Annotated in this window: 14 protein-coding genes; 9 read left to right on the forward strand and 5 right to left on the reverse strand. The window is 70.3% G+C overall.

Annotation, left to right across the window (positions count from 1 at the left end; all coding sequences use genetic code 11):
• Positions 1-32: 32 nt before the first annotated feature.
• From MFF22_RS22170 to MFF22_RS22180, 3 genes are all read right to left on the reverse strand, one after another.
• Positions 33-4,418: a translocation/assembly module TamB domain-containing protein gene (locus MFF22_RS22170; RefSeq protein WP_238252780.1), complete on the reverse strand. Its 4,386-nt coding sequence runs from the start codon at positions 4,416-4,418 to the stop codon at positions 33-35.
• The gene (locus MFF22_RS22175; RefSeq protein WP_238252809.1) at positions 4,418-6,325 is read right to left on the reverse strand and encodes an autotransporter assembly complex protein TamA; all 1,908 of its coding nucleotides are present in this window, start codon (positions 6,323-6,325) and stop codon (positions 4,418-4,420) included. Before MFF22_RS22175 ends, MFF22_RS22170 begins: the two co-directional genes overlap by 1 nt.
• Positions 6,326-6,644: 319 nt before the next feature.
• On the reverse strand, positions 6,645-8,708 hold the full coding sequence (locus MFF22_RS22180; protein WP_238252781.1) for a methyl-accepting chemotaxis protein: 2,064 nt from the start codon (positions 8,706-8,708) through the stop codon (positions 6,645-6,647).
• 344 nt (positions 8,709-9,052) lie between these two features.
• Here MFF22_RS22180 and MFF22_RS22185 point away from each other — a divergent pair, with 344 nt between their 5' ends.
• Complete coding sequence (locus MFF22_RS22185; protein ID WP_238252782.1) at positions 9,053-9,481, forward strand: cupin domain-containing protein; 429 nt, start codon at positions 9,053-9,055, stop codon at positions 9,479-9,481.
• 5 nt (positions 9,482-9,486) lie between these two features.
• On the opposite strand, the gene MFF22_RS22190 is transcribed toward MFF22_RS22185, so the two are convergent.
• Entirely contained in the window at positions 9,487-10,650 is a 1,164-nt protein-coding gene (locus MFF22_RS22190) for an MFS transporter (RefSeq protein ID WP_238252783.1), read from the reverse strand.
• A 273-nt stretch (positions 10,651-10,923) separates the two neighbouring features.
• Here MFF22_RS22190 and uvrA point away from each other — a divergent pair, with 273 nt between their 5' ends.
• The 8 genes from uvrA to MFF22_RS22230 all read left to right on the forward strand — a co-directional run bounded on the left by uvrA (position 10,924) and on the right by MFF22_RS22230 (position 19,631).
• The gene (gene uvrA, locus MFF22_RS22195) at positions 10,924-14,022 is read left to right on the forward strand and encodes an excinuclease ABC subunit UvrA (RefSeq protein WP_370877616.1); all 3,099 of its coding nucleotides are present in this window, start codon (positions 10,924-10,926) and stop codon (positions 14,020-14,022) included.
• A gap of 576 nt (positions 14,023-14,598) precedes the next feature.
• The gene (locus MFF22_RS22200; RefSeq protein WP_238252786.1) at positions 14,599-15,594 is read left to right on the forward strand and encodes a transporter family protein; all 996 of its coding nucleotides are present in this window, start codon (positions 14,599-14,601) and stop codon (positions 15,592-15,594) included.
• A 227-nt stretch (positions 15,595-15,821) separates the two neighbouring features.
• Positions 15,822-15,965, forward strand: coding sequence for a hypothetical protein (locus MFF22_RS22205; RefSeq protein ID WP_238252788.1), 144 nt, complete (start codon positions 15,822-15,824; stop codon positions 15,963-15,965).
• Between the two features lie 157 nt (positions 15,966-16,122).
• Positions 16,123-17,094 carry a S1C family serine protease gene (locus tag MFF22_RS22210; protein ID WP_238252810.1) on the forward strand — a complete coding sequence of 324 codons (972 nt, stop codon included), beginning with the start codon at positions 16,123-16,125 and terminating at the stop codon, positions 17,092-17,094.
• A gap of 136 nt (positions 17,095-17,230) precedes the next feature.
• Positions 17,231-17,512: a GCG_CRPN prefix-to-repeats domain-containing protein gene (locus MFF22_RS22215; protein ID WP_238252790.1), complete on the forward strand. Its 282-nt coding sequence runs from the start codon at positions 17,231-17,233 to the stop codon at positions 17,510-17,512.
• A gap of 272 nt (positions 17,513-17,784) precedes the next feature.
• On the forward strand, positions 17,785-17,931 hold the full coding sequence (locus MFF22_RS22220; protein ID WP_238252792.1) for a DUF1127 domain-containing protein: 147 nt from the start codon (positions 17,785-17,787) through the stop codon (positions 17,929-17,931).
• 79 nt (positions 17,932-18,010) lie between these two features.
• Positions 18,011-19,426 carry a methylenetetrahydrofolate--tRNA-(uracil(54)-C(5))-methyltransferase (FADH(2)-oxidizing) TrmFO gene (trmFO, locus tag MFF22_RS22225; RefSeq protein ID WP_238252794.1) on the forward strand — a complete coding sequence of 472 codons (1,416 nt, stop codon included), beginning with the start codon at positions 18,011-18,013 and terminating at the stop codon, positions 19,424-19,426.
• Positions 19,427-19,493: 67 nt separating this feature from the next.
• A complete protein-coding gene (locus tag MFF22_RS22230) occupies positions 19,494-19,631 on the forward strand; it encodes a hypothetical protein (protein WP_238252796.1) in 138 nt (45 codons plus the stop codon).
• Between the two features lie 160 nt (positions 19,632-19,791).
• Here MFF22_RS22230 and MFF22_RS22235 read toward each other — a convergent pair whose 3' ends face one another.
• The gene (locus MFF22_RS22235; RefSeq protein ID WP_238252797.1) at positions 19,792-21,129 is read right to left on the reverse strand and encodes a replication-associated recombination protein A; all 1,338 of its coding nucleotides are present in this window, start codon (positions 21,127-21,129) and stop codon (positions 19,792-19,794) included.
• Positions 21,130-21,136: the final 7 nt, after the last annotated feature.

The raw sequence follows: 21,136 nt of genomic DNA on the forward strand, positions 1-21,136 counted from the left end.
ATCCCACGATCCCGAGATCGACGGGGGAAGGCTCACCATTCGTACTCCGCACCCACGCCGAGGCTGGTGCGCCCATCGCTGCCGGCCTCGCCCTTGAGCTTGATCCGGCGGGTCACATCGAAATCCACGCCGACGGCGGTGTCGGCGGGCTTGGCGCCGGCCTTCACGCCGATGCTCACACGGTCGGAGATGTAGCGAGAGGCGCCGAGCGCCGGACCGCCGCTCGCCCCCGTCGACACGTCGAGGCTGTCGAGGCCGAGGCCCTTGCGGGCCTGCTCGAACACGTCCGGGCCGGCCGATCCGCCGGAGAGCTGGGCCACCGCTTGGGCGAGTTGCAGCGCCTGGAAGGCCGAGAGCCCCCCCGCCGCCTTCTTGAAGAGCAGGCGCGAGAGGATCTCGTCCTGCGGCAGGGACGGGTCCGAGGTCAAAGCGAATTGCGGCGCGTCGGCCGGGCCGGAGACGGCGACCCGGGCCGTGACGTCGCCGGCCTTGGTCTGCGCGGAGAAATCGAGTTCCGGCGTGGCGATGTTCCCGGCGAAGGTCAGGCGGCCGCGGTCGAAATCGAGGCGTTGCCCCACGAGGTCGAACCGCCCCCGGCGCATGGAGAAGTCGCCGTTGGCCCTGGGGTCCCGGGAGGAGCCGGTGATCCGCAGGGACCCACCCAGTTCCGCATCGATGCCGCGCCCGCGCACGAAGATGTGGTTCGGCGCATCGACGGCGACGTCGAGGGTCGCGTCGAAGGGCGGGGCGGCCTTCCGGCCCTTTCCCTTGCCGGCCTTGTCGTCGGCGCGGTGAGCGAGGCGGGCGCGAAGCTCCGGCGGCGTGTTGACGTGGCGGACGCCGGGGAGGGGCCGGGCGGTCGCGGGCAGGCGGTCGGGCACGGCCACGTCGATGGAGGCCACGTTCACCCGCCCGGCGATCCGCGGGGTGCGGGCGAGGGGCCCGGAGAGGGACAGATCGAAACCGGCCACCGCCGTCATCAGCGAACTGGACACCAGTTCGGCCCGCTCCGCGGTGATGCGGAAATTCCCCGGGAATCCCGCCGCCGGATCGAGGGTGACGCGGCCCGAGCCGGCGAGACGCCCGCCGTTGCGGGTCGAGGCGGCGAGGCGTTCGACGACGAGGGTGTCGCCACGGCCGGTCACCCGGCCCTCGATGCCGGTCAGGCGGATGCCGTTGAGGGAGTCGGTGAAGCTGCCGCCGCTCAGCGTGGCGCTGCCTTCGGCCCGGGGCGCGGCCAGGGTGCCGGTCACGCCGCCGTCGATCGCCACCCGGCCGCCGACGCTCTGTCCCGTGGCGCTCAGCATCGAGTTGGCCAGGGCCGCATCCAGGGTTCCCTTGGCCCGCAGGCCGAGGGAACCGCCCGGTGCGACGGGGATCGCCCCCGACAGGACGAGGGCGACGCCCCGTCCGGCGCTGACGCGGCCGTCGAGGCTCGCCTGCCCCCCGGACAGGGTGCCCCTGGCCTCCGCCTCGATGGGCGGTAGACCTGCGCTGCGGGTCTGCGGGGCGACGAGGCGGCTCACTTTCATCGCATAGTGCCCGTCGGGCCGGCTCGCGCTGCCGTGCAGGTCGGCCTCGCCGTCGAGGGTACCCGACAGGGCGAGGTCCGGGGCGGCGATCCGCGCGAGGGACAGGGGCAGGGCACGGATGGCGACCCGCAGGTCGAGGTCCTGCCCGGCCCGGCCTGAGACCTGGACCCTGCCGGAGCCGGCGGTGATGGAGAGCCCGTCGATCACCGCGCCCCCCTGGGCCAGAGTGATCGCCGCAGGACCGGTGAGCGCGAAGCGATCGGCCCCCCGGGCGGTGGAAAGGCGGGAGATCTCGATCCGTGTCGCCTCCGCGGGGATCAGGCGGGCGGCGCCGTCCAGGGCGAAGCCCCGGGCGCGGGCGGTGAGCGTGACGTCGCTGGCGGCGGGAGTGCCGGTGGCCGCGAGGCGCAGGCTGTCGATGCCCTGGCCGGCGGCCACGATCCCATCCGCGTCGAGATGCCCGTCGAGCACGGGCCGAGCGCGGATGTCGGCGCCCCGCAGGTCCGCATCGAGCCGGCCGAGGGCGGTGGCACCGTAGCGTAGGCCGCTGCCTGCCGCCCGGATCGCCACGTCCTGGCGGCCGCCGTCGCGGGAGAGGGTGACGGCGGCATCGAGGCGACCCGCCAGGGTTTCTGGACTCAGGGGCGAAAGGTCGCCGAGGTTGCCTGCGCGCACCGTCAGGCTTCCGGCGGCGAGCTGCGTCTGCTCCGCCACGGCGGCATTGCCCTCCACGGCCACCGACCCGAGGGTCAGGGCGAGGCGGTCGAGCACCCAGTCGGCCCCGGACGGCAGGGCGGCGCGGGAGAGGTGCGCCCCGCCGGACAGGGGCTTGCCGCCAACGTCGCCGGAGAGCTTCAGCGTGCCGTCCGCGGCCCCGGTCGCGTCGGCGAGCGTCGCCTCCACGGCGAGGTTGCGGATCGGCTTCCCGTCGGCGGTGGCCGAGGGGGCGGTCAGGGCCAAGGCGAGGTCCGGCTTCTCCAAAGAGCCGGTCAGGCGGGCGTCGAGGGCGGCCTGGCCGGTGAAGCGGGGATCGAGGTCGGCGAGGCTCTTGACGTCCACATGGGCGCCCACGTTGGCGGCGCTCGCCGTCGCCTCGCCCTGCAGGGCGGCCACGAGCCCGGCGCCGTCGAGGTGAAGGTGGTCGAAGCCGTAGCCGTCATAGGTGCGGGACACCCGGCCCGTGAGCGAGGGCGTCCGGCCGAGGAGGCGGTCGGCCGGGCCGTTCCCGGTCGTCAGGCCGCTGGCCGTCACCGTGAGGTCGGCGCCGAGGGCCTTGCGCGCCGGATCCCCGGACAGGCGCGCCTTGGCGTCGAGGCTGCCGGCGAGGTCCCGCCCGGCGAGGCCGGAGAAGGCAGCCAGCTCCGGCAGGGCGGCGTCGAGGGTGCCGCTTAGGGTGTTCTGGCCGATCCGCCCCACATAGGAGGCCCGGGCGGTGTCGGAGGTGGCCGACAGGCGGGCCACGTCGATCACCCCATCCGGGCCCGACGTGGCGCGGAGGGTCAGCTTGGCCGTCGAGCCGATGGCCCGGCGCAGCGCCGGGTCGGCGAGGCGAAGGCCCTCGGCGTCGCCGTCGGCGGCGATGGCGAAGCGCCCGGCCTTCGGGTCGCCCTCCGGCTCCACGCTAAGGACGGCGGCCACCCGGTCCAGGGCGGAGTCGCGGCTGCGCAACCCAGCGGCGTCGAGCTTGCCCCGGACGGTGGGGCTGGCGAGGGGACCCTTCAGGCTGCCGTCGAAGACGAGCTTGGCAATCTCTGCCTCGCCGGCTTTGGTGACGTCCCCCTCGGTCGGGAGCGCCCGGGCCTGGAGAGTCAGGTCGGCGACCCTGTCTGCCGTGATGCCGCCCGACGCCGAGAGGCGGGCCGTGCGGGAAGCGAGTTCCAGCCGGTCGATGCGGAAGGCGCCGCTGTCGGCGAAGCCGAAACCGCCTTCGAGCTTCGTGGTGCCGGCGAAGACCGAGGCGGCCGGGCCGGGCACCAGCCCCTCGATGCGGGCGGCGAGGTCGAGGGAGAGGCGCCGTTCTGCGCCGATGCGGGAGATCCGGGCGCCGCCCTTGGCGCCGATGTCCGGGCCGGCGGTGAAGTCGAGCCTGGCATTCCAGGCGTCGAGGGTGCCGGTGCCGTCGAGGTCGAAGGAGATGGGCGGCGTGCCGGGGATCGACGCCGCCTTGGAGAGGAGGCCCCCCGCCTCTTCCATGAGGTTGGCCTTCAGGTCGAGCTGGTCGCCGTTCGGCACGTAGGCCAGGGTCAGGGCGAAAAACCCCGCCGCATCGAGACGCTTGGCCTCGGCCCGGAGGTCCAGGCCCTCGCTCGCCGCGCCGAGCTTGGCCCGCCCCTTCGCCGAGAGCCGCGCCGGCTGGCCGGCGACGCCCTCCCCCAACACCAGTTCGGCGAGGGTAAAGCCCTTGACCTCGACCTTTACGGGAAGATCCGGCAGCAACTTCCCGTCGGGCTTGGCTTCTGCCGGGGTGGGCCCGGGCAGCGGCCGCCGTAACACTTCCAGCCGGCCGATCTCCAGCGTGTCGACCTCCAGCCGCCCGGACAGCAGCGCCAACCGCCGCCAAACGATCCGCGCCCGGTCGAGCTTGAGCCAGACACCGGCCCGGTCGCTCACCGCCACGTCGCGGATCACGGCGTCGGAGGACAGGGCGCCGTCCACCGCGCCGATGGAGACCCGCGAGGCTGGGGTGGAGAGCGCCTTCGACAACAGTCCGCCAAGGACCGACTTGTCGGCATCCTCCGCCCGGGGGCTGAGCGGGGCGAAGGTGAGGAGGCAGAGAAGGGCGGCGACGAGGGCGGTGATGGCCCGATGCCCCCCGCTCCCCCCTTCATTGCTTCGCTCCGCTCGCAATGACGGCGTGAGTTGCGCAGACTTCCGGATCAGCACCATCAGAACGCCTGTCCGAGGCTGAGATACAGGACGGCCGGGCGGACATGGCCGCCCTTGTAGGCGTCGAGGGGAAAGGCGAGGTCGGCGCGGATCGGGCCGATGCCCGTGTAGTAGCGCAGGCCGATGCCGACCGACTTGCGGATCGTCTCGTTGAAGTCGGGCAGGGACGACGCGAAGGCGGTACCCGCATCGAAGAACGGCACCACGCCGATCGTATCCGTCACCTTGATCCGCGCCTCGAGGGACGTTTCGAGCAGGCTTCGCCCACCGATCGGCAGGTTGTAGGGGCCGATGGGGCCGAGGGTGCGGTAGGGGTAGCCCCGCACCGAACCGCCGCCGCCCGCGAAGAAGCGGAAATTGTCCGGGATCTCGCCGAGCTTCTCTCCCGAGACTGAGCCGAAGCCGATCCGCCCGGCAAGGATGATCCGCGACTCGTCGTCGACCGAGTAGTAGCCGGAGCCCTGCGCCTTGGCGACGAGGATCCCCGGATCCGAGATCCCGCCGGGATAGGCGGCCAGCGACGCGATGGCGCGGAAGCCCTGGGTCGGGTCGAGGAGGCTGTCGGTGGAATCGTAGGTCACGGAGGCCGGCACGCCGATCAGCCGGTAGTTCACGGTGCCGAGGGCGTCCTGCGAGCGGCCCGCCTGGGCGTCGAGGCCGATCTGCGCCGAGAACGTATCCGAGAACCGGTGCCGGATCGCCCCCGAGACGCCACCGCCATCCACGAGGTAGCTCTGCTGCACCTCCCGCGCGACGAAGGCGTTCGCCAGGAAGTCGTTGCGCGTGCCCCAGAGGGCCGGCTGCACGTAGGTCGCCGAGAGGCGCCCCCCGAGTCCGTTGGTGCCGATCCCGGCCAGCTTGCGCTGGGTGGCGTAGGGATCGGAGCCGAGGCCGAGGTAATAGAGGTCCGCGTCGATGCGGAAGGTCTCGCCACCGCCGAACAGGTTGCGGTTGGCGTAATAGGCGCGCACCCCCGGCCCATCGACGGTGGAGTAGCGCGCCGAGACGCCGATCAGGTTCTTTTCACGCTCGCTCACCTCCACGAAGAGCGGCAGGTTGCCGTCGGCATCGAGGGTCGTCCCCTCGCGGACGCGGACCGCACCGATCCCCTCCACGCGCGCCACCGACCGGCGGATCGCCGCCACCGCCTGGGGCGAATAAGGATCGCCCGGCTCAGCGTAGATGAAGGAGCGGATCGTGGCCGGGTCCATGCCCGGCGCTCCGCTGACGCTCACCGCCCCGATGCCGGCCTTGGGCCCCGGATCGAGGGTGAAGGTCACGTCCATCGCGTGGGCGGCGTCATCGACCACGGGGTCGCGGTTCACCACCTTGGCGAAGGGGTGCCCCTGCCCGCGGAAGCGATCCACGATCGCGGCCTCCCGGGCGAGCACCGTGGCCGAGCGTGCCGGCACGTCGTCATCGACGCGGGTGAGACGCGGGGGCAGCACCGCCTCCGGGAAGGGCCGCCCGGACGGGTCCCGCACCGAGATCCGGCGCAGGGTGTAGAGCGGGCCGAGATCGACGGCGACCTTTACGGGCACAAGGCCGCGGTTGCGCCACGCCTCGGCGGCGCGCACCGCCGCCTCCGTCCGGCCCGGTGACAGGTCGACGCCGTCGATGCGGATCTCCACCCGCCCCTGGTAGTAGCCGTAGCCGGACAGCACGTCCGCCAGCTTGGCGCGGTCGAGTTCGGCCCGGCGGATGAGCCCCTCCCCGTCCGGCGGCGCCTCCTGGCGCAGGCGATACAGAGCCGAGGCATCCTGCACGGCCGTCAGGATGTCGGAATCGTCGGTGCCGGTGATCTTGGCGGCATAGGGCAGCGCCGTCGGGCTAGGAGCCGGCGGCTCCGGATCCGACCCGAACAGGCCGAACAGGTCGAAGGCGCGGGCGGGCTCAGGCAAGGCCATGCCGGCAGCGCTCGCCGCCCAGGCGATCACCAGACCGCGGGCAGCTTCCTTCGACAGGGAAAGCGGACGTCGAAACAGCGTCAAGCGGGCGACAGCCGTTAGACCCGATCGCAGCCGGGCTGGCCGTTTCCGTGCTCGGTCATGCTCGACGCCCCCCACGTCTCGCTTGCGCCTCGCCCGGGCGCGATGTCACCTCTGTCCGACGGCCGCAAAGTCGCGCGGCCCCGGCCGGTCAGACCACGCTGCAAATGAGACGACTCTGTGGCGAAGACACGTTTCGACTCACATCCATCGGTGGAGCGCCCGCGACGGATCGGCTTCACGCGGCCCTGACCTTCGTCAGGAAGACGGCGACCGCGCCGCGCAGGGCGGTCGCCTGACGCGACAGGTCGCTGGCGGCTGCCAGCACCTGCTCGGACCCTTGGCTCGCGGTGGCGGCGGCGGCGTCCACCCCCGTCACATGGCCCGAGACCGCCCGGGTATCCTGGGACGTCTGCGAGGTGGTGCGGGCGATCTCGGCGGTCGCCGCGCCCTGCTCCTCCACCATCGCCGCGATGTCCGAGCCGATCCGCGCGAGGTCGCGGACCACGGTGGCGATGCCCCCGATCGAGGCCACCGAGGCATGCGTCGCCCCGGAGATCTCCGCGACCTTGGCCGCGATGTCGTCGGTGGCGCGGGTGGTCTGGGAGGCGAGCTCCTTCACTTCGGCGGCGACTACCGCGAAGCCGCGTCCCGCCTCCCCGGCACGGGCCGCCTCGATGGTCGCGTTGAGGGCCAGGAGATTGGTCTGGCTGGCAACGTTCGAGATCATCCCGACGATCTCGCCGATGCTGGTGGCGGCCTCCGCGAGGCGGCGGACCTCCCCTGCGGCCCCATTGGCGTCCCGCTCGGCCGACGCAGCCAGGCCCGCGGAGTCGCCGACCTGCGAGGCGATTTCCCGGACCGAAGCCGACAATTCCTCGGTCGCCGCGGCGACGGCATCGGCAGAGGCGGCGGCCGAGGCCGAGGCCGAGGCGCTGGCGACGGCCCGGCTGAGACCGGTCGTGTCCCGGGCCGCCTTCGCCATACCCAACGCCGAGGACTCCAGCTGGCTCGCCGCAGCGGACACGGCCTCGACGATGCCGCCCACCTGCCCCTCGAAATCGTCCGCCAGCTTTCGGGCGGCATCCCGCTGGGCGGCCCCGTGTTCGAGGGTCATTTGCTCCTGTGCGTCCCGTGCCGCCCGCCGTTCCGCGACGCTTTCCCGGAAGGCGACGGCGGCTCCGGTGATGGCCTGCAACTCCCGGGGGCCGCCCACCGGGAGGGCGACGGCATCGGCTTCGCCTTCCTCCCGGCCGATGGCGGTGAGGGCCCGGGCCACCCGGTTCAGGGGGCGGCTGATGGCGGTGCCGAGGGCGGCGGCGATTCCCACCGACGCCACGAGCAGGGCGAACGCTCCGCCGATCCAGAGCCACAGCATCCGCTCGGCGCCCGCCCGCAGCAGGCGCGCCTGCGCTACGAGGGTGCCAGTGAGGCTGTCCTCGACTCCTTTCAGCCCGTCGATGCGCTGCGTGGCGAGCTTGAACCAACCGGGCCCGTCCCGGAAGGCGGGGGCGTTGCCGGGGATGGTGCCGAGCAGGCTCTCCCGCAGCCGGGAAACCTCCCGGGCCGGGGCGTCTGCCTCCGCTGCCTCAAGGAGGGCGATCTGGTCGGGTCCTGCGCCCGACCGGAACAGGCTCGCATAGGTGGACTGATTGGCGGCCAGCGTCGCGAGGCGGCGGGATGCCGCCAGATCGTAGGTTCCGGAGGCGAAGACGGCCGAAGCTGCCGCCCGCTCCTGGCCGGCGGCTTCCTTCATGAGCAGGAAGGCCGCATAAGCCTGGGTGCGCGCGGCGATCGCGGCGTCGTTCATGGCGCGCCCCATCGCCCGCACGAGGCCGAGGCCGTCGCCGATCATCCCCGTGTAGAGGAGGGTCGCCTGCGGGGCCGGGATCGCCAGCGAATCCACGGCGACCCGGTGCGCGGCAAGCCCGTCGAGCTTCTGGATCAAACCCTTGGCGCCGGCCTCCGCCGCCTCGCCCATGGCGGTGAACCCGCCGGCCGCCACAGCCTCGCGGAGGCCTACCATCGCCGCATCGGTGCGCCCCCGCTGCTCCGTCAGTTCAGGGCCGAACTGCGTTCCCTTGGCCGCTATGAACAGGCTGGAGGCACCCCGCTCGCGCTGCGCCTCGTGAATGAAGGTGCTGATCCGCGACGCCAACCCGACGAGATCCTCGGCCCGCACCATCTCGGCCCGGCGCGACCACTGATCCGCAATCGATAATCCTGCCGCGCCGGTGAACGCGAGGCAGGGCGCCAGCGCCACGGCGAGGATGCGCGAATGCAGTGTCGAAAGAAGAGCCATGGCAGAGTCGCAAGTCAAAATGAGCAAATAAAAAATAATCTGCTGCGTTAAAATTCTCGTTACTTACGCCGCCTAGCCCATCATTCTCGATGCGCGATTTGCCAGCATCAATGATGTCTACTTGGGCGGATGGCCAAGTTGTTCGGCAATCGTCCCGGCGACGAGCGAAGAGGCGCAACGAATAGTCTGATCCGTCTAGCGATGCCGAAGGCTCGCGTCCGGGAGTATGACCGGTTCGCATTCATGCGGGCAGAGGATCGGCCGAACCGTCCGGCTCGTGGAACCTCCGCCGGGCGGGCGACCTGAACGGGATCGGCGGACGGGCCGGAACAGGAGATTTTGCGATGGCCGAGGCGACGGACGGGACCGGGATCTTCGACGTGGGGGCCATCGCGGCGGCCCTGCCGGACAGCGCGGCGACCCTGCTCGCGGACACCTATCTCACCGACCGGCCGGCGGCGAGCGCCCGGGTCTTCAGGGTCTACCGGCCGACGCCGGCGCATTATCACGAGACCTGCGACGAGTACCTCTACTGCCTGTCCGGCCGGGGGACGTTCTGGATGCGCGACCCCGCCACGGTGGCGCCCTTCATGGCGGGCCAACTCCTGTTCTTCGAGAAGGGCACGGTCCACGCGATGCCCGAGATCGATACCGGCGAGCCGGTGGTGTTTCTGTCCATCGATACGCCCCGGCGGGCGCCGACCGACATCGTGTTCGTCAACCCGGAGGATGGCGGCCCGGCGACCTTCATGGCCCGCAACGCTGGGTCGTGAGGGCCCTAGAACCGGAGGAAGCGCCCTCCGGCCGCCACCCCGATGAGGAGCACGGCGAGCGTGAGGAACGCCGCCGGCAGGCTGGTCGCCGCAGCGATGAAGCCGATGGCCGCCGGCCCGGCGAGCACGCCGGCATAGCCGAAAGTCGTCACGGCTGGCACGGCGACGCTGGCCGGCATCGCCGTCTGCCGGCCGGCGGCGGTGAAGAGCACCGGCACGATGTTGGCGCAGCCGGCACCGACCAAGGCATAGCCGCCGACCGTCGCCTGCCAGGTGGTCACCGCCACGGTCAGGGCGAGGCCGGCCGCGGCGCAGAGGCCGCCGAGGAGGAGGATCCTCTGCCGGCCGAGGCGGGCCACGATGTGGTCACCGGCCAGCCGGCCGACGGTCATCGTCACGGAGAAGGCGGCGTAGCCCAACGCGGCCAGGGCGGGCTCGAGGTGCCGGTCTTGCACGAGGAAGACGGCGCTCCAATCGAGGACCGAGCCCTCCGTCAGGAACACGATGCAGCAGAGCAGGCCGATGAGCAGAACCGCCCCCCGCGGGATAGCGAAGGCCGGGCCGCCGGACGTCGCCGCCCGGGCCAGGATGCCCGGCCACGCGGCGGCGAACAGGGCGGCGACGGCCGCGAGGGCCACGCTCGCCATGCCGAGCGTTCCAAACCCGACGGAGAGAAGCCCCCCGGCGGCGAGCGCCCCCACGAGGCTGCCGAGGCTGTAGAGGCCGTGGAAGCCCGACATCATCGGCCGCCCGGCGGCCCGCTCGACGGCCACGGCCTGGAGGTTCATGGCGCAATCCACCATCCCCATTCCCCCGCCGAACAGCAGCAGCGCGGGCGCCAGCAGCGCCGCTCTGTCTGCGGTGGCGAGGACCGGGAGGGCGAGCCCGATTGCAGCAGTTCCCCCGATCAGGACGGGCCGGAGCCCGATCCGCGCCGCGGCTGCGCCCGCCAGGGGCATGGCGAAGAGCGACCCCACCCCGAGGCACAGGAGCAGGAGGCCGAGCTGCCCCTCGCCGAGGCCGGCCCGAACCTTCACATACGGGACCAGGGCCGCCCAGGAGGCCGTGCCGATCCCGACGATCAGGAACAGGGCGCGGGTGGACCACGCCTCGGCCCGGCGTGACTGCGGGGCCCTGGCGGTGGCATCTGTCGCGGCGAGGGTCGGCATCGGCACCGATGACTGCGATTCGGGAACGCGACCTATGTGACGGCGGCGATTCACGGTCGCAAGGCGCCGACACGCCCGTCTGCCCTGCAGGAACAGGGCGCGGGCGGTTGCCGCCGTACTCATTTCGTTCTAGCAAGCTCCCGCGGGGGCGGGTCCGCAACCGGACCGTCGCACCTTGTCATCGGCCTGCGGGGATCGACATGAGCCGATGTCGCGGCCGGTCCGCCGGACGCATCCCTATCCGCGTCGACGCCTCGAAAGACCGCCGCCCTCATGGCAAGAGCCCGAGCCGGAGCCCAGAAGCAGGCCGCTGAAACGCCAGCCTCCCCCCGTTCCGCACGGGCGAAGGCCGCTCCCGAGGAGCCGGCGGCGAAGATGCCGGCGAGCAAGCCGCCGGCCGCCAAGACGCCCCCGCGCGCCCGGGCCAAGGCCGAGGCGGCCGTGGATGCCAAGCTCGAGCGGCTGTTCGACGGAGCCGGGCCGCCCGGTCGTGACCAGCGGGTGATCTCCGTCCGGGGCGCCCGGGAGCACAACCTCAAGAACGTGGACCTGACGATCCCCCGGGACCAGCTGGTTGTGTTCACCGGCCTGTCCGGCTCGGGCAAGTCGTCGCTCGCCTTCGATACGATCTATGCCGAGGGGCAGCGCCGCTACGTCGAGTCGCTCTCGGCCTATGCCCGCCAGTTCCTGGAGATGATGTCGAAGCCCGATGTCGATCAGATCGACGGGCTCTCCCCGGCCATCTCCATCGAGCAGAAGACGACGTCCAAGAATCCCCGCTCGACGGTGGGCACCGTCACCGAGATCTACGATTACATGCGCCTGCTCTGGGCACGGGTGGGCATCCCTTATTCGCCCGCCACCGGGCTGCCGATCGAGAGCCAGACCGTCCAGCAGATGGTCGATCGGGTTCTGACCCTGCCGGAGAAGAGCCGGCTCTACCTGCTTGCCCCGGTGGTGCGCGGCCGCAAGGGCGAGTACCGCAAGGAGATCGCCGAGTTTCAGAAGAAGGGCTTCCAGCGCCTGCGGATCGACGGCGAGTTCTACGCCATCGACGATGCGCCCAAGCTCGATAAGAAGCTCAAGCACGACATCGACGTGGTGGTGGATCGGATCGTGGTGCGGGACGACATGGGCTCCCGCCTCGCCGAGTCGTTCGAGACAGCCCTCGATCTCGCCGACGGCATCGCCGAGATCGTCTTCGCCGACGTGGCCGAAGGCGAGGAGGCGCGGACGATCACCTTCTCGTCGCGCTTCGCCTGTCCGGTCTCGGGCTTCACCATCGCGGAGATCGAGCCGCGGCTGTTCTCGTTCAACAACCCGTTCGGCGCCTGCCCCACATGCGGCGGCATCGGTCATGAGATGCGGATCGACGCCGAACTGGTCATCTCCGACCCGGCGCTCAGCCTGAAGCGCGGGGCGGTGGCGCCCTGGGCGAAGTCGACCTCGCCCTATTACGGGCAGACGCTCGATGCCCTCTCCGCCCATTTCGGGTTCGAGACCACCACTCCCTGGGCCAAGCTGAAAGAGGCCGACCGTGCGGTGGTACTGTACGGATCCGGCCGCGAATCGATCCGCTTCCATTACGATGACGGCCTGCGCCGGTATTCGGTCAACAAGCCCTTCGAGGGCGTGATCCCGAACCTCGAGCGCCGTTACAAGGAGAGCGACTCCGACGCCGTGCGCGAGGAGATCGGCCGCTTCATGAGCGAGACGCCCTGTGCCGCCTGCCTCGGCAAGCGGCTGAAGCCGGAGGCTCTGGCCGTGAAGGTGGCGATGCAGGACATCGCCGAGGTCGCCGACCTGTCGGTGAGCAAGGGGCATCGCTGGTTCGCGGACCTGCCGGGGAAGCTCACCCCGAAGCAGAACGAGATCGCCGTGCGGATCCTTAAGGAGATCACCGACCGGCTGAGCTTCCTGATGGATGTCGGTCTCGAATACCTCACCCTCGCCCGCGGCTCCGGCTCGCTTTCGGGCGGCGAGAGTCAGCGCATCCGCCTCGCGAGCCAGATCGGCTCGGGCCTCACCGGCGTGCTCTATGTCCTCGACGAGCCGTCCATCGGCCTGCACCAGCGCGACAACGAGCGCCTGCTCGGCACCCTCAAGCGACTGCGCGACCTCGGCAACTCGGTGATCGTCGTGGAGCACGACGAGGACGCAATTCTCCAGGCGGATTACGTGGTCGATGTCGGGCCGGGCGCGGGCATCCATGGGGGCGAGATCATCGCCCAGGGGACGCCCGCGGAGGTTCTGGCCCACCCCGCCTCCCTGACCGCCAAGTACCTGACGGGCGAACTCGCGGTGCGGATGCCCTCCGCTCGCCGCAAGGGGCGCAAGGGCAACGTCGCTGTGTTCGGCGCCCGCGGGAACAACCTGAAGGACGTGGACATCGCGATCCCGCTCGGGACCTTCACCTGTGTGACCGGGGTGTCCGGCGGCGGGAAGTCGACCCTCGTCATCGACACGCTCTACAAGGCCGTGGCGAAGAAGCTGAACGGGGCGGTGGAGCACCCGGCGCCGTTCGGGCGGATCGAGGGGCTGGAACACCTCGACAAGGTCATCGACATCGATCAGTCGCCCATCGGCCGCACGCCGCGGTCGAACCCGGCCACCTATACCGGCGCCTTCACCCCGATCCGCGATTGGTTCGCGGGCCTGCCGGAGGCGAAGGCCCGCGGCTACCAGCCGGGGCGCTTCTCCTTCAACGTGCGCGGCGGCCGCTGCGAGGCCTGTTCCGGCGACGGCGTCATCAAGATCGAGATGCACTTCCTGCCGGACGTCTACGTCACCTGCGACGTCTGCAAGGGCAAGCGCTACGACCGTGAGACCCTGGAGGTGAAGTACCGCGGGAAGTCCATCGCCGACGTGCTCGACATGACCGTCGAGGAGGCGGCCGAGCTGTTTAAGGCGGTGCCCTCGATCCGCGACAAGATGGAGACGCTCAAGCGGGTCGGCCTGGACTACGTCCGCGTCGGCCAGCAGGCGACCACCCTGTCCGGCGGCGAGGCCCAGCGGGTGAAACTCTCCAAGGAGCTCTCGAAGCGCGCTACGGGCCGGACCCTGTACATCCTCGACGAGCCGACCACCGGTCTGCACTTCCACGATGTCGCCAAGCTGATGGAAGTCCTCCATGAGCTGGTCGATCAGGGAAATACTGTCGTCGTCATCGAGCACAACCTAGAAGTCATCAAGACGGCCGACTGGGTGATCGATATGGGGCCGGAAGGCGGCGACGGCGGCGGTCGCGTGGTCGCTGAAGGGACGCCGGAGCAGATCGCCGCCTCCAAGGCCAGCCATACCGGCCGGTTCCTTCGGGAAGTGCTGGAGCGCCGCTCCATCAAGTCGCCGGCCCGCCGGAAAGCCGGCGCGTAGGGCTCATCCGCGACGCGTCCTGACCCGGCCGCATCCCGTCGCGAGGGATCGCGCGGCGGCTGGTCCGCAGGCTGACTCAGGCCTTACGCCGTCAGCGCCCGTCGATTGGCAAATTTTGCCGCGTTGCCCGAACAGTGTGGGACGCCCCGCCCTGATTCGACCGCCGACGGTGCGGTTCCGGGCGCGCGAAACTGACCGATCCGACCCCTGAGAGGCATGTCGGCGGCCCCGGCGCGGCGCAGCCGGCGCCAGGGCCGATTACCGGTTCGTCCCGTTTCCTTCCGGGACAACAGCTTGACCGTTCAACGATATTTTTCCGGAAGGCTCGCTTCACCGAGGTGTTGCATCGCGGCAAATATGCGACTTTTGCGCAACGCTTGGGCCGCACGTGCCAAACAGACAAGCATTCCCCTGTCTTTCAAAGGGGGTTTGTAGAATAGTCCCAGACGTTGAGACGGTGCGGCTCCGTGGGGGCGCTCGGCATTGAACGAACGGCGATCGCCTAGGGCGGATATGACCGGCACGGTAATGCCGAAAGCGGGACGGAAGCCGAAGACCTTGGGAAGGACCGATATAATGATGAAGAACTGGCTCGCGGCCGGCGCGGTCGCGCTCACGGTCGGTATGACGTCTACGATTGCACAAGCGCAAACCACCACCGTTCCGGGTGAGCAGGTCGGCCTCGCGGTTGGCGCTCCGCTCCCCGAGGGTGTGTACGCGATCAACACCTTCACCTACCGCCGCACCGACGGCCGGAACGACGCGGACACCGCCGTCAACATCCCGGTCCTCGTGTGGTCGACCCCGCTTGTGCCCTTCGGCGGCCGCATCGAGCTGCTGCTCGCGCCCCCGACCGTGTTCGCCTTCACCCGTAACCCGGCCGGCGTCGCCAACAAGGACATCTCGATCAACGTCGGCACCTTCGTCGGCGGCATCTGGGCCTTCGACCTCGGCGGCAACTTCGGCGCCAGCTTGCTTGGCGGTGTCTACCTGAACGACCTCGACGGCGACCGCGGCTCGCTCTACGCCGGCCAGTTCAACGCCGCCGGCCGTCCGATCGGCACCCCGATCCTGCCGCAGCTGTCCTCCAACACCTACCGCTTCGGCGTCGCCGGCAGCTACACGGGTGACGGCTGGAACATCACCGCCAACCTGACCGCCAACATCTACGACTCCCCCGGCCGCTTCGGTGGTCCGGTCGGCGCCGCCATCGGCCCGATCCGCCTGTCCGACGCCCTCAACCTCGACCTGACGGCGACCAAGACCTTCGGCAACTTCGAGATCGGCGCCGTCGGCTACGGCACCTACAACTTCGACATCAGCCAGTTCAGCGCGGCAGTGAACAACCGCGGCCGCTTCGCCCTCGGCGGTCTCGTCGGCTACGACTTCAAGGTGTTCAAGGTTCAGGCCTACGTCGCCCGCGACGTCGTGACCGGCGCGACCCTGACCAATGCCTTCACCGGCCGGACCCGCTCCGACTACTCGACCGACGGCTGGATCCGGTTCATCGTTCCGCTCTACAGCCCGGCCGCCGCGTCGCCGATCCCGGCCCCGCTCGTCCGCAAGTACTGAGATCGGAACACGGTCGCGGCGCCGAGCGCGCCGCGGCCCTCCGCTCCCGCGAAGGCCCGGTCCCTTTGGGGATCGGGCTTTCGTCGTTTCCGAACCCGCTCGCTCTCCCGCAGGCCCGAACCGCGGACACCGGCATTGCGCCTTGGCCGCTTTTGTGGGAAATTTACCCACATATGACTTGCGGGGGCTTGGCGGGGAGTGAACCCTTGGACTTGCGGGATCAACCGGTGCACAACAGGCGGACATGGCGGTGGCGCGATCTCGCGGCGCTCGTGGCCGTCGCGGTCTGGTCCGTGCTGATCGTGGAACTGTTCCCCGCGCCCGTACCCGCGCCGCCTGCCATCCCCTACTCCCTCGCGCGCCTGCGCTGACCCGTCGGCGCTAAAGGGAAAGGGAGGGCCGCCATCGGTCCGGGGCGCTGACCGCCGCACCCGGTGTCCCGTCGTCTGCGGCTTCCTACTTAAGGGAGGCTTCGGCATGGGCGCCTCTCCGGAGGCACCGCCGGTCGGGCAAGGCGAAGGGGCGCCGATGATGCAGGGCGAACGAAAAATCCCGGTCCAGGTTCAGCCGAAGACCGCCGACTACAGCTACGACCTCGACAAGGCGATCGGCGCGGTCCTGTCCCTTTCGAGTCGTGTGCCCGAGGACGGGTTCACCGCGGAGACCCTCGGCACCGAGCGGGCCGGCAACGGCGTCGTCATCGGCGAGGACGGGCTGGTGCTCACGATCGGCTATCTCGTCACCGAGGCCGATAGCGTCTGGCTGACGACCCGGGAAGGACGCTCCGTGCCGGGGCATGTCCTCGGCTTCGATGCCGCCACCGGCTTCGGCCTCGTCCAGGCCCTCGGCGACCTCGGCACCCCGGTGCTACGGCTGGGACGGTCTGCCTCCCTCAAGATCGGCGATCGGGCGGTGCTCGCGGGCGGCGGCGGACGCAGCCACAGCGTGGCCGTCGAGGTGATCGCCCGGCAGGAATTCGCGGGCTACTGGGAATACGTCCTGGATGAAGCGCTGTTCACGGCGCCCTCGCATCCCCATTGGGGCGGGACGGCGCTGATCGGCCCGAAGGGCGACCTCCTTGGGATCGGTTCGCTGCAGCTTCAGCAGGGCGGGCAGGCGGCCGGACGGGCGATCAACATGATCGTCCCCATCGACCTCCTGCCGCCCATCCTCGACGACCTCAGGACCCGGGGACGCGCGAACCGGCCGCCGCGCCCGTGGCTCGGCCTCTACGCGACGGAGAGCGAGGAAGGCATCGTCATCATGGGGCTGGCCGATGGCGGCCCGGCGGAGACGGCCGGCCTCCAGGGTGGCGACGTCGTCGCGGCGGTCGCCGGCGAGCCGGTTTCGGATCTCGCCGCCATGTTCAGGTCCATCTGGGCCCTGGGTGAGGCTGGGGCGCGGATCCCGCTGACGGTCAAGCGGGACGGCAGGGCGGTGCTGCTCACGGTAGTCTCCGGCGACCGGGACAAGTTTCTGCGGACGCCATCGGTCCATTGAGGTTGCCACAACCTCGCCGCGAAAACGCCTCGACCCTGCAAGTTCGACAACCGTAATCTCAGGACCAGTTCAGGTCGGCGGGCTGATTCTCCCTACGAACCGGCGCCCGCCGCCGGGAGACGATGGAGGTCCTGTCATGGCATTCGTGAGCGTCCTTCGCACCAAAGCCCTCGTCAAACCCGCGATCCTCGCCGCCGCCCTGGCCGGCGGCCTAGGTTTGGCCGGGACAGCCGAGGCGGCCGGCGGCTGCGGCCCGGGGTTCCACCCGAACCCGTGGGGCGTGTGCCGCCCGAACTTCGGCTATGGCCCCCGCCCCTATTGGGGGCGTCCGGTCGGCGTGTATGGCGGCTACGGCTATGTCCGCCCGCGGCCCTACTACCGGCCCTACGGCTATTACGGGCCGCGCCCGTTCTACTAAGATCGGTTCCGATCTCGCACCTGCAAAAGGCGTTCCATCAGCCGATGGGGCGCCTTTTGCCGTCCGATGCGGCGCATGCGCATGCGCTCACAGAATGATCAACCCGTGAGGTTGCCGTTTCCTTAAGCGCGTTATGTCATCAGCGCAGATCAGATGCTTGACCATGGACCTGACGATGCGGCGCAGCAGGATTATATGTGCGTTGCATCAACAACAGGCAGCGGTGCCGTTCCCGTCGGCATCCCCTGCCTCATCAGAGGCCATTGAGTTCCATGTCTGCCGCCCGCAGCGTTCTGTCCCGTGTCCGCGCTTACCTCCGCTACCGCGATACGGTCTCCCAGCTCTCCCGCCTGTCGGATCGCGATCTCGCCGATCTCGGCATCAGCCGCAGCGACATCCCGGGCATTGCCCGTCACTGATCGCCGACTTTCGGCCGAACGGACGCTTTCAGGGCCGTCACCCGTTGATCCGGGGGGCGGCCCTCCGTTATTTTCGGGCATGACGCACACCATTCACATCATCGGCGGCGGTCTCGCCGGGTCCGAAGCCGCCTGGCAGGTCGCGCAAGCCGGGCATCGCGCCGTGATCCATGAGATGCGGCCGGTCCGTGGCACCGAAGCCCACCGAAGCGACGGGCTGGCGGAACTCGTCTGCTCCAATTCCTTCCGGTCTGACGATCCCAACGGCAACGCCGTGGGGCTGCTGCATCAGGAGATGCGCAGCCTGGGTTCGCTGATCATGCAGGCCGCCGATGCCCATCAGGTTCCGGCGGGTGGGGCGCTGGCCGTCGACCGGGACGGCTTTTCCGCGGCCGTCACCGCTGCCCTCGCGCAGCATCCCAACGTCACCGTGGTGCGCGAGGAGGTCGCCGGGCTTCCGCCGGAAGAGTGGGGGCCCTGTATCATCGCCACCGGTCCCCTGACCGCTCCGGCGCTGGCCGAGGGCATCCGGGCGCTGACGGGGGCCGAGTCCCTCGCCTTCTTTGATGCCATTGCGCCCATCGTCCACCGCGAGTCCATCGACATGGACGTGGCGTGGTTCCAGTCGCGCTACGACAAGCCGGGACCCGGCGGCACCGGTGCGGACTATCTGAACTGTCCCATGGACCGGGAGCAGTACGATGCCTTCGTCGCGGCCCTCGTGGCCGGCGACAAGATCGGCTTCAAGGAGTGGGAGGGCACGCCCTATTTCGATGGCTGCCTGCCCATCGAGGTGATGGCGGAACGGGGCCCGGAGACCCTGCGCCACGGCCCGATGAAGCCGGTGGGTCTCACCAACCCCCGCGCTCCGGACAGGAAGCCCTGCGCCATCGTCCAGCTCCGGCAGGACAACGCGCTGGGCACCCTCTACAACATGGTCGGCTTCCAGACGAAGCTGACCTACTCGGAACAGGTGCGGATCTTCCGGACGATACCCGGCCTGGAGAAGGCCGAGTTCGCCCGGCTGGGCGGCCTGCATCGCAATACCTACCTCGACAGCCCGCGCCTCCTGGATGCGACCCTGCGCCTGAAGGCCCGGCCGACCCTGCGCTTCGCCGGGCAGATCACCGGCTGCGAGGGCTATGTGGAGAGCGCGGCGGTCGGGCTGATGGCCGGCCGCTTCGCTGTCGCCGATGCCGCCGCAGCAACGCTCCAGCCCCTGCCGCAGACCACTGCGCTGGGCGCCCTCATTGGCCACATCACCGGCGGCCACATGTCGGCCGAGGAGCCCGCGGGCCCGCGCTCCTTCCAGCCGATGAATGTCAATTTCGGCCTGTTCCCGCCCCTGGACCGGATGCCCCGGGGCGAAGCGGGGCGCCGCCTGCGCGGTCCTGAGAAGGCTGCGCTGAAGAAGAAGGCCCTCACCGACCGGGCCCGGTCCGACCTCGCCGCCTGGATCGAGGGCCGGCAGCCCCTCCCCGCCGCGGCAGAATAGGCGCGCGGCGGCGTGCAACATGGCATGCCGCGCTGCGTTGTTCCGCGAGCGAGGCCGGAGCCCAGCCATGCGGATCCGCAAGGAAGCCACCTACGACGGGGTCTGGACGCTCTTCGTCGGCGAGCATCTGTGCATCAGCGACCTCAGTGAGGCCGAAGCCGACGCCCTGGCTATGGCTTTCGCCGCACTCTCCGAGGACGAGTGAACGGAGACATTCACCGTTTTGGCGGGAGATGTGACGTACCCCCGTCATTGCGAGCGAAGCGAAGCAATCCAGCAGCGCCACGTTCACCAGACGGAGCGCCACCCTCGATTGCTTCGTTTCGCTCGCAATGACGGCGTGGCCGGCGAGCGCGATCCGCCCCCTACCCCTGCCCCCCCCGTAGCCGTCGCAACTCGTCCCAGCGGGCGAGGCGTTCGGCGAGGCGAGTCTCGAAGCCCCGCTCGGTCGGCTCGTAGAGGTGCTGCCGGCCGAGCGCGTCGGGCCAGTAATCCTGGCCGGAGAAGGCGTCGGGCTCGTCGTGGTCGTAGCGGTAGCCCTCGCCGTAGCCGACCTTCTTCATCAGCTTGGTCGGCGCGTTGAGGATCACCCGCGGCGGCGGCAGGGAGCCGGCGTCCTTGGCGAGGCGCGTCGCGGCCTTGTAGGCGGTGTAGACCGCATTCGATTTCGGGGCGCAGGCCAGGTAGATCGCCGCCTGGGCGAGGGCCAACTCGCCCTCCGGGCTGCCGAGGAAATCGAAGGCGTCCTTGGCCGCGTTGGCGACGACGAGGGCCTGAGGGTCCGCCAACCCGATATCTTCGACCGCCATGCGCACGAGGCGCCGGGCGATGAACAGCCGGTCCTCCCCGGCATCGAGCATCCGGCATAGGTAGTAAAGGGCCGCATCGGGATCCGAGCCGCGGACCGTCTTATGGAGCGCGGAGATGAGGTTGTAATGCCCCTCCTGCGCCTTGTCGTAGACGGGCGCCCGCCTCTGGACGACCTGCTGCAGCCCGTCCGCGTCGAAGGTTTCCCCCGGAGCCGCCGAGCGCCAGACCTCTTCGGCGAGGGTCAGCGCCGCCCGGCCGTCCCCGTCGGCCATGCGGACGAGGACCGCCCGCGCCTCCTCCGTCAGGGGCAGGGCCTGGGCGGTGAGATCCTCCGCCCGCGCCAGGAGACGCGCGATCGCCCCCGGGTCGAGGGCACGGAAGAGCAGGACCCGGGCGCGGGAGAGGAGGGCTGCGTTCAGCTCGAAGGACGGGTTCTCGGTCGTGGCACCGATGAGGGTGACGGTGCCGTCCTCCATCACGGGCAGGAAGGCATCGAGCTGGGCCCTGTTGAAGCGGTGGATCTCGTCCACGAAAAGCAGGGTGGCCTGTCCCTGAGCCCGACGCTTGCGGGCTGCCTCGAACACTTTCCGCAGATCCGGCACGCCGGAGAAGATCGCCGAGATCTGCTCGAAATGCAGGTCAGTCGCGGAGGCGAGCAGACGCGCCACCGTGGTTTTGCCGGTGCCGGGCGGGCCCCAGAAGATCAACGAGCCGAGGCTGCGCCCGCGCAGCAGGCGGGTCAGGGCGCCGCCCTCCCCCGTGAGGTGTTCCTGCCCGACCACCTCGCCGAGGGAGCGCGGCCTCAGCCGGTCGGCGAGGGGGCGGTTGACGCCGCTTTCCTGCGGCGATTCCGGGGGCGGGCCGGACTCGGCCGAACCGAACAGATCAGGCATCCCGGCA

The organism is Methylobacterium persicinum, assembly GCF_022179525.1.
GTDB classification, from domain to species: domain Bacteria; phylum Pseudomonadota; class Alphaproteobacteria; order Rhizobiales; family Beijerinckiaceae; genus Methylobacterium; species Methylobacterium persicinum.

Bases quoted from the DNA above. Each gene is read 5' to 3' on its own strand.
- MFF22_RS22170 (WP_238252780.1), bottom strand. From the start codon at position 4,418: ATGGTGCTGATCCGGAAGTCTGCGCAACTCACGCCGTCATTGCGAGCG.
- MFF22_RS22175 (WP_238252809.1), bottom strand. From the start codon at position 6,325: ATGGCCTTGCCTGAGCCCGCCCGCGCCTTCGACCTGTTCGGCCTGTTC.
- MFF22_RS22180 (WP_238252781.1), bottom strand. From the start codon at position 8,708: ATGGCTCTTCTTTCGACACTGCATTCGCGCATCCTCGCCGTGGCGCTG.
- MFF22_RS22185 (WP_238252782.1), top strand. From the start codon at position 9,053: ATGGCCGAGGCGACGGACGGGACCGGGATCTTCGACGTGGGGGCCATC.
- MFF22_RS22190 (WP_238252783.1), bottom strand. From the start codon at position 10,650: ATGCCGACCCTCGCCGCGACAGATGCCACCGCCAGGGCCCCGCAGTCA.
- uvrA (WP_370877616.1), top strand. From the start codon at position 10,924: ATGGCAAGAGCCCGAGCCGGAGCCCAGAAGCAGGCCGCTGAAACGCCA.
- MFF22_RS22200 (WP_238252786.1), top strand. From the start codon at position 14,599: ATGATGAAGAACTGGCTCGCGGCCGGCGCGGTCGCGCTCACGGTCGGT.
- MFF22_RS22210 (WP_238252810.1), top strand. From the start codon at position 16,123: ATGATGCAGGGCGAACGAAAAATCCCGGTCCAGGTTCAGCCGAAGACC.
- MFF22_RS22215 (WP_238252790.1), top strand. From the start codon at position 17,231: ATGGCATTCGTGAGCGTCCTTCGCACCAAAGCCCTCGTCAAACCCGCG.
- MFF22_RS22220 (WP_238252792.1), top strand. From the start codon at position 17,785: ATGTCTGCCGCCCGCAGCGTTCTGTCCCGTGTCCGCGCTTACCTCCGC.
- trmFO (WP_238252794.1), top strand. From the start codon at position 18,011: ATGACGCACACCATTCACATCATCGGCGGCGGTCTCGCCGGGTCCGAA.
- MFF22_RS22230 (WP_238252796.1), top strand. From the start codon at position 19,494: ATGCGGATCCGCAAGGAAGCCACCTACGACGGGGTCTGGACGCTCTTC.
- MFF22_RS22235 (WP_238252797.1), bottom strand. From the start codon at position 21,129: ATGCCTGATCTGTTCGGTTCGGCCGAGTCCGGCCCGCCCCCGGAATCG.